General features: G+C 75.1%; 1 protein-coding gene and 1 pseudogene. Both read right to left on the bottom strand.

Going from position 1 to position 18,479, the window contains the following annotated elements:
* Nucleotides 1-4,658 (bottom strand): annotated as a pseudogene (locus BI06_RS51360) (SDR family NAD(P)-dependent oxidoreductase); the annotation flags it as partial.
* Between the two features lie 13 nt (nucleotides 4,659-4,671).
* Nucleotides 4,672-18,213, bottom strand: coding sequence for a type I polyketide synthase (locus tag BI06_RS54810; RefSeq protein ID WP_158516477.1), 13,542 nt, complete (start codon nucleotides 18,211-18,213; stop codon nucleotides 4,672-4,674).
* Nucleotides 18,214-18,479: the final 266 nt, after the last annotated feature.

Genomic DNA, 18,479 nt, shown 5'->3' with positions numbered 1-18,479 from the left:
CACAGGCCCCAGGCCACCGACAGACCGGGCCGGCCGGTGCGGCGGCGCTGCTGCATCAGGGCGTCGAGGAAGGCGTTCGCGGCCGCGTAGCCGCCCTGCCCGGCGCCGCCCAGCACACCCGCGACCGAGGAGAAGGCCACGAACGCGGACAGCCGCGCCCCGGCGGTCAGCTCGTGCAGGTGCCAGACCGCGTCGACCTTCGGCCGCAGCACCGCGTCCAGGTCGTCCGCGCCGATCGAACCGAGCAGCCCGTCGCGCAGCACACCGGAGGAGTGCACGACGGCGGTCAGCGGGAACTCCTCCGGGATCTCCCGCAGCGCCGCCGCCAGCTGCTCCCGGTCGGCCACGTCGCAGGCCCGCACGGTGACCCGCGCCCCGGCGGCCGTGAGTTCCGCCCGCAGCTCCTCGGCACCCTCGGCGCCGGGGCCGCGCCGGGAGAGCAGCAGCAGGTGGCGGGCGCCCAGCGCGGCGGCGTGCCGGGCCACCTGCGCGCCCAGACCGCTCGTCCCGCCGGTGATCAGCACGGTGCCGGTGCCCAGCGCCGCCGCCGGGTCGCCGGCCGGCTCGGCCCTGCCGCGGCGGAGCTCCGGCGCGTACACCCGCCCGCCCCGCAGGGCGAGTTCGGGGCGGCCCGACCGCACGGCCGCGTGCACCGCCGCCTCGTCGACCGGTTCCGCGGCGTCCGCGTCGACGTCGACCAGGACGATCCGGCCCGGGTTCTCCGCCCGGGCCGCCCGGGCCAGACCCCACACCGGAGCGTGGTCCAGGTGGACGGCGGCGTCGTCCGCCTCGGCGCCGGTGGGCACCGCGCGGCGGGTCACCACGACCAGGCGCGCCCCGGCCGGCCTGTCCTGGGCCAGCCACTCGCGCAGCTGCTCCAGGGTCCGGTCCAGCACCGCCCGGGCCCGGGCGGGCCCGTCCGCCTCCGCCGGGCCGTCGCCGACCACCAGCAGCGTCGGCTCCTCACCGGCATCGGCATCGGCATCGGTGGCGGTGCCGTGGGTGTCGGGCGCGGTGTCCAGCGGGGACCAGGCGACGGACAGCAGCGCCGTGCTGCCGCCCTCCCCGGTGGCGAGCTCACCCGCCGTCACCCGACGGACCAGCAGCGAGTCGATCCGCACGAGCGGCGCCCCGGAGCGGTCGGCCAGCTCCACGGTGAAGGTGTCCGGACCGGCGGGCGTGATCCGCACCCGCGCCTCGCTCGCCCCCCGGCCGTACAGGGCGACCGACCCGAAGGAGAACGGCAGCGGCGCCGGGCCGTCCGCCGTGTCCACCGCCGCCGCCTGAAGGGCCGCGTCCAGCAGGGCGGGGTGCACGCCGAACGCGGCGGCCTCCTCCGCCTGCCGGCCCGGCAGGGTGACCTGCGCGAGGATCGCGTCCCCGGACCGCCAGACGTCGGACAGGCCCTGGAAGGCCGGGCCGTACTCCAGTCCGAGGGCGGCCATCGCGTCGTGGTGGGCGTCCACGTCCAGCCGCTGGGCCCCGGCGGGCGGCCACGCGGCCCCGGTCCTCGGGGTCTCCGAGGTCTCGGCGGCCCGGTCGGCCTCTTCGCCGGTCAGGAGGGCGCTCGCGTGGTGGGTCCACTCCGGCGCACCGTCGGAGCGGCGCGGTCGGGCGTAGACGTCGACCGGCCGCACACCGCGCCCGTCCGCCGCGCCCACCTGCACCTGGAGGTCCACCTCGCCGTGCTCGGGGAGCGGCAGCGGCGCGTGCAGGGTCAGCTCGCGCACGGTCCGCAGGCCGATCTCCTCGCCCGCCCTGAGCACGAGTTCGACGAACGCGGTGCCGGGCAGGACGACGGCCCCGAAGACACCGTGGTCCGCCAGCCAGGGGTGGCCGGTCCGGGAGATCCGCCCGGTCAGGACGAGGTCGTCGCCACCGGCCAGCGGCAGCGCGGCGCCGAGCAGCGGGTGCCGCACGGGGCCCAGCCCGGCCGTGCCGACATCGGTGGCCGTGGCGGCGGCGGGCTGCCAGAACCGCCGGTGCTGGAAGGCGTAGGTGGGGAGGTCGGTCAGTCGGCCCGCACCGGTCCAGGGCGTCCAGTCGACGTCCACGCCGACGGCGAACACCTCCGCCGCGCTCCGTAGCAGTTGCGCGGGCTCGTGCTCCTGGCGGCGCAGCGTGCCGACGGCCGTCACTCCGGCGATCCGGTGGTGGCCGGCGTTCTGGGCCACCGCACCGAGCAGCACCGGGTGGGGGCTGGTCTCGACGAAGACGCGGTGGCCGGTGGTGAGGAGGGTGGTGAGGGCGGTGTCGAAGCGGACGGTTTCGCGCAGGTTGGTGAACCAGTAGGCGGCGTCCATGGTGGCGGTGTCGATGGCTTCGCCGGTGACGGTGGAGATGAGGGGGGTGTGGCCGGTGCGGGGGGTGACGGGGGCGAGGAGGTGGAGGAGTTCCTCGCGCAGTTCCTCGACCTGGGGGGAGTGGGAGGCGTAGTCCACCGCGATCCGTCGGGCCTGGATGCCGTCGGTCTCGCAGCGTGCGGCGAGGGTGTCGAGTTCCTGGGGGGTGCCGGAGACGACGACCTGTTCGGGGCCGTTGACGACGGCGATCTGCAGACCCGCCGTGAGGTGTTCGCGGATGCGCTCCTGGGGGGCGAGGACGGAGAGCATGCCGCCGCGGCCGGAGAGGCGGACGATGGCGCGGCTGCGCAGGGCGACGATCCGTGCGGCGTCGTCCAGGGTGAGGGCGCCGGCGACGTGGGCGGCGGCGATCTCGCCCTGGGAGTGGCCGACGACGGCGGCGGGCTTGACGCCCAGGGAGCGCCAGAGTTCGGCCAGCGAGACCATGACGGCGAACAGCACGGGCTGGACGACGTCGACCCGGTCGAGGGCGTCCTTGTTGTCGTCGCGGACCACGTCGAGCAGCGACCAGCTGTCGGTGAACGGCTCCAGCGCGGCGGCGCACTCGGTCATCTTCTCGGCGAACACCGGTGAGAACTCCAGGAGTTCACGTGCCATGCCGATCCACTGCGAACCCTGGCCCGGGAACACGAACACCGTTCCGGTCGGGGCGGTCCGGCCGGTGACGACACCCTTGGAGTCGCCGGTGGAGACGAACTCCTGAAGTCGCTCGGCGAGTTCGGCGGCGGTGCGGCCGACCACGACGGCCCGGTGGTCGAAGAGGGCGCGGCCGCCGGTCAGGGTGAACGCGACGTCGCGCGCGTCGGGTCCCGTCCCGTCGGTGATCCGCTCCAGCAGATGCGCGGCCTGCTCGGTCAGCGCGGCCTCGCTCCGGGCCGACAGCACCCACGGCAGCGCACCGCCGCCCGGGTCCGCCGAACCCGCCGCGGTCCCGCCGGGTGCGGCGGCCGGCTCGGGGGCGGCCTCCAGGATGACGTGCGCGTTGGTGCCGCTGTAGCCGAACGAGGACACGGCGGAGCGGCGCGGCCGGTCCAGCTCGGGCCACGGCCGGTTCTCCTCCAGGAGTCTGACCTCCCCGGCGGTCCAGTCGACGAACCGGGTCGGCTCGTCCACGTGCAGGGTGCGGGGCATCACGCCGTGGCGCATCGCCTGGACCATCTTGATGACGCCCGCGACGCCGGCGGCGGCCTGGGTGTGGCCCAGGTTGGACTTCAACGAGCCGAGCCATAGCGGGTGTTCGGCGTCGCGGCCCTGGCCGTAGGTGGCCAGCAGGGCCTGCGCCTCGATCGGGTCGCCCAGCGTGGTGCCGGTGCCGTGGCCCTCGACGAGGTCCACCTCGGCCGGCGTCAGCCGAGCACCGGCCAGCGCGTCCTGGATCACCCGCTGCTGGGCGGGGCCGTTGGGCGCGGTCTGGCCGTTGCTCGCGCCGTCCTGGTTGACCGCCGAACCGCGCACCACCGCCAGCACCCGGTGCCCCAGCCGCTCGGCGTCGGCGAGGCGCTCCAGCACCAGCACGCCGACGCCCTCGCCCCAGCCGGTGCCGTCCGCGGCCGTCGCGTAGGACTTGCAGCGGCCGTCGGCGGCGAGCCCGCGCTGACGGGAGAACTCGACGAAGACGCCGGCGGTCGACAGCACCGTCACCCCGCCCGCCAGCGCCAGCGTGCACTCGCCCTCGCGCAGCGACTGCACCGCCTGGTGCAGGGCGACCAGCGAGGAGGAGCACGCCGTGTCCACCGTGACGGCCGGACCCTGGAGCCCCAGGTGGTAGGAGACCCGCCCGGACACCAGGCTGCCGACGCTGCCGCCGCCGGGGTCGTAGTCGTGGTGGAACGACCCGGCGAAGACACCGGTCCGGGTGCCCTTCAGGGTCTGCGGGTTGATCCCGGCGCTCTCCAGCGCCTGCCAGGACGCCTCCAGCATCAGCCGCTGCTGCGGATCGATGCCGTGCGCCTCGCGCGGGGTGATTCCGAAGAACGCCGGGTCGAAGTCGGCGGCGTCGTGCAGGAATCCACCGGAGCGGGTGTAGGTCCGCCCGCTCTTCCCCGGCTCCGGGTCGTACAGGGCGTCGACGTCCCAGCCGCGGTCGGCCGGGAACTCGCCGATCACGTCCTCGCCCTTGACCACGATGTCCCAGAGGTGGTCGGGGGAGGACACGCCGCCGGGCAGCCGGCAGCTCATGCCGACGATCGCCACCGGCTCGTGCCGCCGGCTCTCGGCCGCCTGCAACCGGCCCCGAGTGGCGTGCAGCTCCTCGGAGACCGCCTTGAGGTACTTCAGCAGTTCTTCTTCGGTGGGCATGGGCTCACTCTCAGATCAGGTCGGTGGGGGCTTCGTCGCCGGACACGGAGATGCCGAGGCTGTTGGTCACGAAGTCGAGGACTTCGGCGGCGCTGGCCGAGGCGAGGCCGGCCGGATCCTCGACCGCGGTCCCGGACGGGCCGCCGCTCCACGGCTCCGACAGGTCGCGCAGGGTCTCGGTCAGGGTGGTGCGCTGGGCGCCGGTGAGGTCCAGCGCGGCGAGGTGCGTGCGGATCCTGGCCAGGTCGGCCAGCACCCGTTCGTAGTCCGGCTCCCCGGCGTCCGCGGCTTCGGCGGGCGGCGGGGCGAGGCGGTCGAGCAGATGGTCCGCCAGTTCGCGCGGGCTGGGGTGGTCGAACACCGCCGTCACGCCCAGCTTCAGGCCGGTCCGGTCGTTGATCCGGTTGCGCAGTTCGACGGCGGTCAGCGAGTCGAAGCCGAGATCGCGGAAGGCACCCTCGGGGGAGACACCGTGGGCGTCCCCGTAACCGAGGACATGTGCCACGTCCGCCAGGACCAGACCGAGCACCAGCTCGTGCCGCTGCTCGGGCGAGAGCCCGCGCAGCCGGTCCGCGAGGGTCTCCTCGGCGACGGCGGCGGCTCCCGCCGCGGCCGCCCGGCGACGGGGCGCCGGTACCAGGTCCCGCAGCAGCGGTGGCGCGCTGTCCGCGTCCAGCGCCGCCGGGTCGACGGCGACCGGGACGACCACCGGCCGGGTGCCGAGCAGGGCCCGGTCGAACGCCGCCAGCCCCTCCTCGGTCGAGGTCGGCCGCAGACCCGTCCGGGCGATCCGGCCCAGGTCGGCCGCCGCCAGGCCCTCCGTCATCCCGCTCGCCTCCGCCCAGAGGCCCCAGGCGAGGGAGGTGGCGGGGAGTCCGGCGGCGTGCCGCTGTTGTGCCAGGGCGTCGAGGTAGGCGTTGGCGGCGGCGTAGTTGGCCTGTCCTGCGGAGCCGAGGACGCCGGCGGCGGAGGAGAAGAGGACGAAGGCGGCGAGGTCGGTGCCGGTGGTGAGGTCGTGCAGGGCGTGGACGGCGTCGGCCTTCGGGCGCAGGACGGTGTCGAGGCGTTCGGGGGTGAGGGCTTCGAGGACGCCGTCGTCGAGGACGCCGGCGGTGTGGACGACGGCGGTCAGCGGGAACTCCTCCGGGATCTCCCGCAGCACCGCCGCCAGCTGTTCCCGGTCGGCGACGTCGCAGGCCCGTACGGTGATGTGCGCCCCGGTGTCCAGGAGGTCCTGGGGTGCGGCGGTGCCGCTGCGGCTGAGCAGCAGCAGGTGGCGGACGCCGTGCTCCGTGACCAGGTGGCGGGCGACCAGCCGACCGAGGGTGCCGCTCGCGCCGGTGATCAGCACCGTGCCCTCGGGGTCGAGCGCCCGCGGCGCCGCCGGGACGGTCCGGTCCCCGGGTACGTCCGGGTCCGGGGCCGGCGGGGCGGAACGGCTCAGCCGGGGCACCAGTACCTGCCGACCGCGGACGGCCACCTGGGGCTCGCCCGAGTCGACGGCCAGCGCGAACGCCTCCTCCGACCAGGTGTCGACGTCGATCAGCAGGATCCGGTCGGGGTTCTCGGCCTGGGCCGAGCGCAGCAGGCCCCAGACGGCGGCGGTGACCGGGTCGGGCCGCTCCGCCATCGTCCCCTGGGTGACCACGGCGAGCCGGCCGTCGACCGACCCGGACACGGTCAGGAACTTCTGCGTCTGCACCAGGACCTCGGTCAGCCTGGCCCGCAGGTCGCCGCCGGGGGCGACCATGGCGACGGTGACGTCGGCCGGCGCGGAGCCCGGCCGCCCGGCCGGGACGGCCCGCCAGCGCAGGTGCAGCCCGCCGTCCCGGTCCGGGGCGGTCGCGGACATCCGGCGCAGCGTCAGGGCGTCCACGGTGATCACCGGCCGGCCGGTGGTGTCGACGGCGGTGAGCGCGACGGTGTCGTCACCGGCGGCGGCGAGCCGCACCCGGACCGCCGTCGCCCCGGAGGCCTCCAGCGAGACCCCGGCCCAGGAGAACGGCAGCAGCGGCCGCCCGGCGCCGGCGGCGCCCGCGGTGCTCTCCGTCCCGCCGAGCGACGGGACGCCGAGCGTCACGGCGTGCAGGGCCGCGTCGAGCAGGGCCGGGTGGATCCCGAACCCGTCCGGCCGGGAGGGGAGTTCGACCTCCGCGTAGAGGGCGTCGGAGGTCGTCCAGGCGGCCCGCAGGCCCTGGAACACCGGGCCGTAGCCGTAGCCGCGCCCCGCGAGCTCCTCGTACAGCCCCTCGACCGGGACCGGCCGGGCGTCGGCCGGCGGCCAGGGCCAGGCCCCGGCGGGCTGCGCGGGCGCGGAGGACAGCACACCGGTCGCGTGCCGGACCGAGGGCTCGGTGGCCGAGGCCGGCGAGGCCGAGGAGTGCACGGTGACGGACCGGCGGCCCGCCTCGTCCGCGGCGCCGACCGCGACCTGGAGGTACACGGCGGCCTCCGTCGGCAGGACCAGCGGCGCCTCCAGGGTCAGTTCCTCCACCAGCCGGCAGCCCACCGCGTCGGCGGCGTGCAGCGCGAGGTCGAGGAAGGCCGTGCCGGGCAGCAGCACCGTCCCGTCGACCGCGTGGTCGGCGAGCCAGGGGTGCGAGCCGGGCAGCACCCGGCCGGTGAGCACGGCCTGGCCGTCCGGCAGGTGGACGGCGGCGCCGAGCAGCGGGTGCCGGGTGGCGTGCAGGCCGGCGGCCTGGAGGCCGGCCGTCGAGCCGACCGCGTCCTGCCAGTAGCGCTGCCCCGCGAAGACGTGTCCGGGCAGCTCGACCAGACGGCCGCCGGGCACGGTCCGCTCCCACGGCACCGGCACGCCCGCCACGAACTGCCGGGCCAGCGCCTGGGTGAGCGCGAGCGGCTCCGGCCGGCCGGCGGTGAGCGCGGCCACCGCGACGAAGCCGTCCCGGCCGAGCTCCTCGTCGAGGGTGGCGTGCACCATCGGCGTCACCACGGCCTCGGGCCCGACCTCCAGGAAGGCGGTGATGCCGTGTCCGGCCAGGCAGCGCACCCCGTCGGCGAAGCGCACCGCCCCGCGGACGTGGTCCACCCAGTACTGCGGCGTGCCGAACCGCTCGGCGTCGATCAGGCCGCCGGTGACGTTCGACACCACCGGGATCAGCGGCGCCCGGAAGGTCAGGCCCGCCAGCACCTCGGCGAACCCGTCGAGCATCGCGTCCATCCGGTGCGAGTGGAAGGCGTGCGACACCGACAGCCGCCGTACCCGGTGCCCGGCGGCCCGGAAGTGCTCGGCGACCGCGACGGCCGCCTCCTCGTCGCCCGAGACCACCACGGCCAGCGGCCCGTTGACGGCGGCGATCCCGACCGCGTCGGCCAGACCGGCCCCGGCGATGTGCGCCTCGGCCTCCTGCTCCGAGGCCTCGATCGCGACCATCGCCCCGCCCGTCGGCAGGGCCTGCATCAGCCGGCCGCGGGCGGCCACCAGGGCGCAGGCGTCGGGCAGCGTGAGCACGCCCGCCGCGTACGCCGCGGTGATCTCGCCCAGCGAGTGGCCCATGACGTAGTCGGGCGTCACCCCGCGCTCCTCCAGCAGCGCGAGCAGCGCCACCTCCAGGGCGAACAGGCCGGTCTGGGTGTACATGCTCTGGTTCAGCAGCGCCGCCACCGGGGTGCCGGCCTCGGCGAACACCACGTCGCGCAGCGGGTGTTCGGCGTGGCCGTGGAGCTGCTCGTCCACCGCCCGGCAGACGGCGTCGAACGCCTCGGCGAACACCGGGTACCGCTCGTACAGCTCGCGGCCCATCCCGGCCCGCTGCGAGCCCTGGCCGGAGAACACCATCGCCAGGCCGCCGGCGCCGGCGGCACCCGTGCGGCCGGAGACGACGGCGGGGCTCTCCTCGCCGCGGGCGAGGGCGGCCAGCGCGCCGGTCAGTTCCTCGCGCCCGGTGCCCAGGAGCACGGCGCGGTGGTCCAGCACCGCCCGGCCCACGGCCAGGGTGTGCGCGACGTCGCGCGGGTCGGGGCCGGAGCCGTCGGTCCCGTCGGTGAGCCGCTCCAGCAGGCGGCCGGCCTGCCGGCGCAGCGCGTCCGGGGACTTCGCCGACAGTGCCCAGGCGACCGCCGGGGCGGCCTCGGGCCCCTCCTGGGCCGGCGTGCCCGCCGGCTCCTCGGGGGCGGCTTCCAGGATGACGTGGGCGTTGGTGCCGCTGATGCCGAAGGAGGAGACGGCGGAGCGGCGCGGGCGGTCGAGTTCGGGCCAGTCGCGCTGCTCGGTGAGCAGGCTGACGGCGCCGGACTCCCAGTCCACGTGGTGGGAGGGGGTGTCGGCGTGCAGGGTGCGGGGCATCACGCCGTGGCGCATCGCCTGGACCATCTTGATGATGCCCGCGACGCCGGCGGCGGCCTGGGTGTGGCCGAGGTTGGACTTCAACGAGCCGAGCCAGAGCGGGTGTTCGGCGTCGCGGCCCTGGCCGTAGGTGGCCAGCAGGGCCTGCGCCTCGATCGGGTCGCCGAGCGCGGTACCGGTGCCGTGCGCCTCCACGACGTCCACGTCCGCGCCGGTCAGCCGCGCACTGGCCAGCGCGTCCTGGATCACCCGCTGCTGGGCGGGCCCGTTGGGCGCGGTGAGGCCGTTGCTGCCGCCGTCCTGGTTGACGGCGGAGCCCCGGACGACGGCCAGCACCTGGTGGCCGTTGCGGCGGGCGTCGGAGAGGCGTTCGACGACGAGCATGCCGACGCCTTCGGACCAGCCGGCGCCGTCGGCGTCGTCGGAGAAGGCCTTGCAGCGGCCGTCGGGGGACATGGCGCGCTGGCGGGAGAACTCCACGAAGGTGGTGGGCGTGGACATCACCGTCACGCCGCCCGCGACGGCGAGCGTGCATTCGCCGTTGCGCAGCGCCTGGGCGGCCAGGTGCAGGGCGACGAGCGAGGAGGAGCAGGCGGTGTCCACCGTCATCGCCGGGCCCTCCAGGCCCAGCAGGTAGGAGATCCGCCCGGACGCCACGCTCGACGAGCTGCCGAGCATCCGGAAGCCGTCCATGCCCTCGATCGGCTCGTGCAGCGGCGGCCCGTACTCCATCGCCATCAGGCCGGCGAAGACACCGGTGCGGCTGCCGCGCAGGGTGGCGGGGTCGATGCCGGCGCGCTCCAGGGCTTCCCAGGAGGTTTCCAGCAGCAGGCGCTGCTGCGGGTCCATCGCGGTGGCCTCGCGCGGGCTGATGCCGAAGAACTCCGGCTCGAACACGGCGGCGTCCTGGAGGAATCCGCCCTTGCGCGTGTACGTGCGGCCGACGGCGTCCGGGTCGGGGTCGTAGAGGTTGGCGAGGTCCCAGCCGCGGTCGGTGGGGAAGTCCGAGATGACGTCCGCGCCGTCCAGGGCGGCCCGCCAGAGGCCCTGGGGGGAGGTGATGTCGCCGGGGTAACGGCAGGCCATGCCGACGATGACGATGGGGTCGTGGTCGGTGGTGGGGGTGTGGGTGGTGGGGGTGTGGGTGGTGGTGGTGCCTTGGATGTGTTGGTCGAGGTGGTGGGCGAGGGTGGTGAGGGTGGGGTAGTCGAAGACGAGGGTGGAGGGGAGGCGGAGGCCGGTGGTGTTCTGGAGGCGGGTGCGGAGTTCGAGTCCGGTGAGGGAGTCGAATCCCATGTCGCGGAAGGGGCGTTCGGTGTCGGGGGTGTCGGTGGTGGTGTGGCCGAGGACGGTGTTGATGTGGTGGTGGAGGAGGGTGATGAGGGTGGTGCGGCGTTCCTCGGGGGTGAGGGCGGCCATGTCGGTGGTCCAGGTGCCGGTTTGGTTGGTGTTGGTGTTGGTGGTGGTGGCGGTGGGTCGGGTGGGGGTGCGGACGAGGTTGCGGTAGAGGGTGGGGAGGGTGTTGTCGGTGGCGCGGTTGCGGAGGGTGGGGAGGTCGAGTCGGGCGGGGACGAGGGTGGGGTGGGTGGTGGTGAGGGCCTGGTCGAGGAGGTTGAGGCCCTGGGTGGTGGTGAGGGGGGCGAGGCCGGTGCGGGTGAGACGGCCCAGGTCGGCACTGTCCAGGTGCCCGGTCATGGAACTGCCCTCCGCCCACAGGCCCCAGGCGAGGGAGGTGGCGGGGAGTCCGGCCGCGTGCCGGTCCTGTGCCAGGGCGTCGAGGTAGGCGTTGGCGGCGGCGTAGTTGGCCTGTCCTGCGGAGCCGAGGACGCCGGCGGCGGAGGAGAAGAGGACGAAGGCGGCGAGGTCGGTGCCGGTGGTGAGGTCGTGCAGGGCGTGGACGGCGTCGGCCTTGGGTCGCAGGACGGTGTCGAGGCGTTCGGGGGTGAGGGCTTCGAGGACGCCGTCGTCGAGGACGCCGGCGGTGTGGACGACGGCGGTGAGCGGGTGCTCGGTGGGGATGTCGGCCAGGGCGGCGGCGAGTTGGTCGCGGTCGGCGACGTCGCAGGCCCGTACGGTGATGTGCGCCCCGGTGTCCAGGAGGTCCTGGGGTGCGGCGGTGCCGCTGCGGCTGAGCAGCAGCAGGTGGCGGACGCCGTGCTCGGTGACCAGGTGGCGGGCGACCAGCCGGCCCAGGGTGCCGCTCGCGCCGGTGATCAGCACCGTGCCGTTCGGATCCAAGGCCGCTGGTGCGGTGGTGTCCTCCGCGTTCGGGGCGACGACGGTCAGCCGCGGCGCCAGGACCTCGGCACCGCGCACCGCGACCTGCGGTTCACCGGTGGCGACGGCGGTGGCGAGTGCCGACTCGGACCAGGTGTCGACGTCGATCAGCAGGATGCGGTCGGGGTGTTCGGTCTGGGCGGAGCGGAGCAGACCCCAGACGGCCGCGGTGACCGGGTCGGGCCGGTCGGCGATCGAGCCCTGGGTGACGACGGCGAGCCGGGTGTCGTCGTTCGCGCGGTCGCCGAGGAACTGCTGCGTGAGCTCCAGGACTTCGGCGAGCCGATCGCGCAGCTCGCCGCCCGGGGCGACGCGGGCGACGGTGACGCCGTCGGGCGCGGCCGGGTTCTGCGGGGTGGGCAGTTGCGACCAGCCGATCCGGTAGAGCGGTTCGTCGGTGGTGGTGGCGAGCTGGTCGGCGGACATCCGCTGGAGGCGGAGGTCGTCGACGGTGACGACGGGGTGGCCGGTGGTGTCGTAGGCGGTGAGGTGGGCGGCGTTCTCGCTGCGACGGGTGAGGTGGACGCGCAGGGTGGTGGCGTCGGTGGCGTGGAGCTGCACGCCGTTCCAGGAGAAGGGCACCCACAGGTCACCGGCGGGGAGCGGGTGGAGGGTGGCGTCGAGGAGGGCGGGGTGCAGGGCGAAGCCGTCGGTGCCGGTCGGCAGGACGACCTCGGCGTAGAGGTCCTGGCCCTGCTGCCAGAGCGCGGTGAGGCCCTGGAAGGCCGGCCCGTAGCTGTAGCCCAGAGCGCCGAGGCGCTCGTAGGTGTCACCGCTGTCGATGCGCTGGGCACCGGTGGGGGGCCAGGTGCCGGTGTAGGGCGTCGGGTTGTTGGTGGAGTTGTCGGTGAGGGTGCCGACGGCGTGACGGGTCCAGTCCTCGGTGGACCCGGTGAGGTCGGTGTCGGTGTCGGTGGTGTGGGGGCGGGAGTGGATGGTGACGGTGCGTCGGCCGTCGGTGTCGGGAGAGGCGACGGTGACCTGGATGACGCTCTGGGCGGTGTCGGTGAGGACGAGGGGGCGTTCGAGGGTGAGTTCGTCGAGGACGCGGTGGCCGACCTGGTCGGCGGCGTGCAGGGCGAGTTCGACGAACGCGGTGCCCGGCAGGATGACCGTCCCGAACACGCCGTGGTCGGCGAGCCAGGGGTGTGTGCTCAGTGACACCTGGCCGGTCAGCACCAGCCCGTCCTGGGAGGCCAGCCGGACGGCGGCGCCCAGCAGCGGGTGCCCGGCCGGGTTCAGCCCGAGCCCGGTTGCGTCCAGGACCGGCTTGGCAGCGGGCAGCCAGTGGCGGCGGTGTTGGAAGGCATAGGTGGGGAGGTCGGTGAGGCGGCCTGCACCGGTCCAGGGGGTCCAGTCGACGGTGAGGCCGGTGGTGTGGGCTTCGGCGAGGCTGTGGAGGAGGCGGTGCTGTCCGCCTTCGCCTCGGCGCAGGGTGCCGATGGCGCGGACGCCGTCGGTGCCGGTGTTCTCGGCGGCCTGGGTGACGGGTCCGGTGAGGACGGGGTGCGGGCTGGTCTCGACGAAGACGCGGTGGCCGGTGGTGAGGAGGGTGGTGAGGGCGGTGTCGAAGCGGACGGTTTCGCGCAGGTTGGTGAACCAGTAGGCGGCGTCCATGGTGGCGGTGTCGATGGCCTCGCCCGTGACCGTGGAGATCAGGGGGGTGTGGCCGGTGCGGGGGGTGACGGGGGCGAGGAGGTGGAGGAGTTCTTCGCGGAGTTCCTCGACCTGGGGGGAGTGGGAGGCGTAGTCCACCGCGATGCGTCGGGCCTGGATGCCGTCGGTCTCGCAGCGCGCGGCGAGGGCGTCGAGTTCCTCGGGGGTGCCGGAGACGACGACCTGTTCGGGGCCGTTGACGACGGCGATCTGCAGACCCGCCGTGAGGTGTTCGCGGATGCGCTCCTGCGGGGCGAGGACGGAGAGCATGCCGCCGCGGCCGGAGAGGCGGACGATGGCGCGGCTGCGCAGGGCGACGATCCGTGCGGCGTCGTCCAGCGTCAGGGCGCCGGCGACGTGGGCGGCGGCGATCTCGCCCTGCGAGTGGCCGACCACCGCGGCGGGCTTCACACCCAGCGAGCGCCAGAGTTCGGCGAGCGAGACCATGACGGCGAACAGCACCGGCTGGACGACGTCGACCCGGTCGAGGGCGTCCTTGTTGTCGTCGCGGACCACGTCGAGCAGCGACCAGCCGTCCGTGAACGGCTCCAGCGCGAACGCGCACTCCGTCATCTTCTCGGCGAACACCGGCGAGAACTCCAGGAGTTCACGTGCCATGCCGATCCACTGCGAACCCTGGCCCGGGAACACGAACACGGCACCGTTCGCCGCACCCGGTCCGACCCGGCCGGCGATCACCCCGGCGGAGGTGCCGGAGGTGGTGAACTCCCGCAGCCGCTCCACCAGTTCGCCCCGGTCGCCCCCGACCACGACGACCCGGTGGTCCAGCAGGGCGCGACCGTTCGTGAGGGTGAACGCGACGTCGCGCGGCGCCAGTTCGGTCCCGTCGGTGACCCGCTCCAGCAGGCGCGCGGCCTGCTCGGTCAGCGCGGCCTCGCTCCGGGCCGACAGCACCCACGGCAGCGGACCCTCACCCGCGGCGCTGTCACCCGCCGCCTCGGGCGACCCCGCCGCCGGCTCCTCCGCCCCGGCGGCCGGCTCCTCGGGGGCGGCCTCCAGGATGACGTGGGCGTTGGTGCCGCTGATGCCGAAGGAGGACACGGCGGACCGGCGCGGGCGGTCCGACTCGGGCCAGTCGCGCTGCTCGGTGAGCAGGCTGACCGCGCCGGACTCCCAGTCCACGTGGTGCGACGGGGTGTCGGCGTGCAGGGTGCGCGGCATCACGCCGTGGCGCATCGCCTCGATCATCTTGATCACACCCGCGACGCCGGCGGCGGCCTGGGTGTGACCGATGTTGGACTTCAACGACCCGAGCCAGAGAGGCTGTTCGGCGTCGCGGCCCTGACCGTAGGTGGCCAGCAGGGCCTGCGCCTCGATCGGGTCGCCCAGGGTCGTGCCGGTGCCGTGCGCCTCCACGGCGTCGACGTCGGCCGCGCCCAGCCGGGCGTTCGCCAGCGCGCCCCGGATCACCCGCTGCTGGGAGGGGCCGTTGGGCGCGGTGAGGCCGTTGCTGCCGCCGTCCTGGTTGACCGCCGAACCGCGCACCACCGCCAGCACCTGGTGGCCGTTGCGTCGCGCGTCGGAGAGGCGTTCGACGACCAGCAGGCCGACGCCCTCGCCCCAGCCGGTGCCGTCGGCGTCGTCGGAGAAGGCCTTGCAGCGGCCGTCGGCGGCGAGGCCGCGCTGACGGGAGAACTCCACGAACATGCCCGGCGTGGAGAGCACCGTGACACCGCCGGCCAGCGCCAGCGAGCACTCGCCGTTGCGCAGGGCCTGGGCGGCCAGGTGCAGGGCGACGAGCGAGGAGGAGCAGGCGGTGTCCACCGTCATCGCCGGGCCCTCCAGGCCCAGCAGGTAGGAGATCCGCCCGGACGCCACACTGGTGGTGGTGCCGGTGAGGCGGAAGCCCTCGGTGCCGTCGACGGGCGCGTTCAGCCGCGGGCCGTACTCCATGCCCATCGCACCGACGAAGACGCCGGTGCGGCTGCCGCGCAGCCCGTCGGGGTTGACGCCGGCCCGCTCCAGGGCCTCCCAGGCGGTCTCGACCAGCAGCCGCTGCTGCGGGTCCATCGCGGCGGCCTCGCGCGGGCTGATGCCGAAGAAGTCGGCGTCGAACTCGCTCGCCCCGGAGAGGAATCCGCCGTGCCGGGCGTAGCTGGTGCCGGGGTTGGCCGGGTCCGGGTGGTAGAGGCCGGCCAGGTCCCAGCCGCGGTCGGTCGGGAACTCGGAGATGGCGTCGGTGCCGTCGAGTACCGCCTGCCACAGCTGCTGCGGCGAGTCGATCCCCCCGGGCAGGTGGCAGGCCATGCCGACGACCACGATCGGGTCCTCGTCGGTGGCGGCGACCGGGGCGGCGGCCGGCCGGTCCTCGTTGGCGTCCAGTACGCCGACGATCCGCTCGTGCAGGTACGCGGTGAGGGCGTTCGGCGTCGGGTAGTCGAAGAGCACGCTGGCGGGCAGCCGCAGGCCGGTCGCCGAGGCGAGCCGGTTGCGCAGCTGCACGGAGAGCACGGAGTCGAAGCCCAGGTCGCGGAAGGTCTCGTCGGCGGTGAAGCCGGTCCCGCCGGTGCTCCCGGCCAGGTGCTCGGTGAGCCAGCGGCGCAGGAAGCCCTCGGGCTCGGCGCGGATCCGGTCGCGCAGGGCGAGGGTCGCGGAGCTGAGGTGTTGTTCGGCGGTGGGCGCGGCGGGGCGCTCGTCGAGCCAGTAGCGCTCGCGCTGGAAGGCGTAGGTCGGCAGGTCGACGGTCGGTGCCGCGCCGACGATCCCGGCCCAGTCGACGGCCGCACCGGAGACCCAGGCCTGGGCGAGGCCGGTGAGCAGGGTCTGCGGCTCGGGATGGTCGCGGTGCTGGAGCGCCACGGCGAGTTCGGTCTCGTCGGGCCGGACCAGCGGGGTCAGGGTGGCGTCGGGACCGAGTTCGACGAACCGGGTGACGCCCTGTTCGCGGCAGGCGGTGATCGCGTCGTGGAAGCGGACCGTCGCGCCGACGTGCCCGATCCAGTACTCCTCGGTCATCGGGGTGCCGGTGCGGCCGGTGACGGTGGAGACGATCGGGATGCTCGGCTCGGAGACGGTCAGGCCGTCGATCCGGCGGGCGAACTCGTCGAGCATGGGCAGGGTGAGCGGCGAGTGGGCGGCGTTCCGGACCCGGAGCCGGGTGGTGCGGCGGCCGCGGGCGCGGAAGTCGTCGGCGATCCGGGCCACTGACTCCTCGGCGCCGGAGAGGACGACCGAGGCCGGCCCGTTGATGACGCCGATGGAGACGTCGGTGACGCCGTCGAGCGCGGCGAGCGCCTCCTCCTCGGTCGCCTCGACGGCGATCATGGCGCCGCCGGCGGGCAGGGCCTCCATCAGTTCACCGCGGGCGGCGGCGAGCGCGGCCGCCTCGGGCAGCGAGAGGGCGCCGGAGACGTGGGCGGCGACGATCTCGCCGAAGGAGTGGCCGACCAGCAGGTCCGGTTCGACGCCCCAGGAGGTGACCAGGCGGTAGAGGGCGACCTGGAAGGCGAACAGGGCGGGCTGCATGCAGCGCATGCCGTCCAGGGCGGCCGCGGCGTCGGCGCGCTCGCCGAACAGCACCTCGCGCAGGCCGAGGGCGGGGTCGAGGTGGGCGAGCACCTCGTCCAGGGCCTCGGCGAACACCGGGTAGGCGGCGTACAGTTCGCGCCCCATGCCGACCCGGTGGGCGCCGCCGCCGGCGAACAGGAAGGCCGTCCGGCCGGCCGGGGCGGCGAGGCCGCTGACGGCCTCCTCGTGCAGGCGCTCCAGGCGGGCGGTGAGGTCGGAGCGGTCCGTGCCGAGGACGACGGCGCGGTGCTCGAAGACGGAGCGGCCGGTGGCCAGTGAGCGGGCGATCCCGGCGGCGTCGGCCTCGGCCGCTCCGGGGGTGGCGTCCAGGTGGGCGAGCAGCTTGCCGGCCTGTGCCTCCAGCGCGCGGCCGGAGCGGGCGGACAGCACCCACGGCAGCGGGCCCCGCGCGGCGGCAGGCGTGGTGGCGGTGGCCGTCGAGGCGGTGCCGACCTGCGCGGCACCGCCCGCCGGGGCGGCGGCGTCCGTCGGGTGGCCGGCGTAGGGCCCCTCGGTGAGCACGACGTGGCAGTTGGTGCCGCCGATGCCGAAGGAGCTGACACCGGCGACCAGCGGGACCTCCGGGTCCGGCCAGGCGTCGAGTTCGGTCTGCACCCGGAGGTTGAGCTCGTCGAGCGGGATCGCCGGGTTGGCGGTGCGGAAGTGCAGGCTGGGGGGCAGCCGGCGGTGGCGCAGCGCCAGCGCGGCCTTCAGCAGGCCGACGATGCCGGCCGCGGCCTCCAGGTGCCCGATGTTGGTCTTGACCGAGCCGACCCGCAGCGGCCGGCGGCCGTCGGCGCCGCGGCCGATCACGGCGGACACCGCGGCGGCCTCGACCGGGTCGCCCACGGGGGTTCCGGTGCCGTGGAGCTCGACGTACTGGACGGCCTCGGTGCCGATCCCGGCGTTGGCGTAGGCCTGCCGCAGGACCTGCTGCTGGCCCGCGACGTCGGGGTCGCTGAGCCGCTCCCCGCCGCCGTCGTTGTTGACGGCGCTGCCCCGGATCACGCAGTAGACGGGGTCGCCGTCCGCGACGGCCTGCGCGAGCGGCTTGAGCAGGACCACGCCGCCGCCCTCGCCGCGGACGAAGCCGTCGGCGCTCTCGTCGAACACGGCGCAGCGGCCCTTGGCGGAGAGGGCGCCGAGGCCGGCGGCGGCCCGCATGCCGTCCGGGGAGAGGATCAGGTTGACGCCGCCGGCGAAGGCGAGGTCGGACTCGCCGCGGCGGATGCTCTCGCAGGCGAGGTGGACGGCGACCAGGGAGGAGGCCTGGGCCGCGTCGACGGCGAGGCTGGGGCCCTGGAGGCCGAGGGTCCAGGAGACCCGGTTGGCCACGACGGCCCGGTGCCGGCCGGTGAAGTCGTGCAGTTCGCCGTGGCCGGCCCGGTCGCCGCGGGCGGCGAGGGCGGCGTAGTCGTCCGAGGAGACGCCGACGAACACGCCGGTGCGCGAGCCGCGCAGCCGGTGGTCGGGCAGCCCGGCGTCCTCCATGGCCTCCCAGACGAGTTCCAGGGCGAGGCGCTGCTGCGGGTCCATGGCGGCGGCCTCGTCGGGCCCGACGCCGAAGAAGGCGGCGTCGAAGGTGCCGACCTCGTCGAGGAAGCCGCCGGTCCAGGAAGCGCCGCCGGGGCCGCGCTGCTCCGGCCAGGGGGAGAGGGCGTCGGTGCCCTCCGTCAGGAGTCGCCAGAACGCGGCCGGACCCGATGCCGAGGGGACCCGGCAGGAGGCTCCGATCACGGCGATGGCGGTGTCGTGGGTGCGGCCGATCGTCTGGTCACCGGACATGGAGGGCTTCATACCGGGAGTATCCGTTTCCGGACCGGACCGGGACTTCCGCCAGAGGAACGGCAGGGGAGCAGGGCTTCGGGGCAGGATCGGCGGCGCGAAACCAGGACTTTAGGCCAAGACGGGAGACCTGGTCCCGGGGGCCGGGCCGGGCCGGTGCCGCAGGTCCCGTGCCGTGGGTCCGGCGTCGCGGGTCCGCCGACCGCCCGAGGCCGGGTCAGTCTTCCCACCGGGGAGCGGTGTTGAACGCGGGCACGACAGCGGGG

Source organism: Kitasatospora sp. MBT66 (assembly GCF_000710405.2).
GTDB classification, from domain to species: Bacteria; Actinomycetota; Actinomycetes; order Streptomycetales; family Streptomycetaceae; genus Kitasatospora; species Kitasatospora purpeofusca.
The sequence above is the reverse complement of the archived record's forward strand: the minus strand, read 5'-3'. Positions and strand labels throughout refer to the sequence as shown.

Coding starts and splice junctions, on each gene's coding strand:
- BI06_RS54810 (WP_158516477.1), bottom strand. CDS start 18,213: ATGTCCGGTGACCAGACGATCGGCCGCACCCACGACACCGCCATCGCC.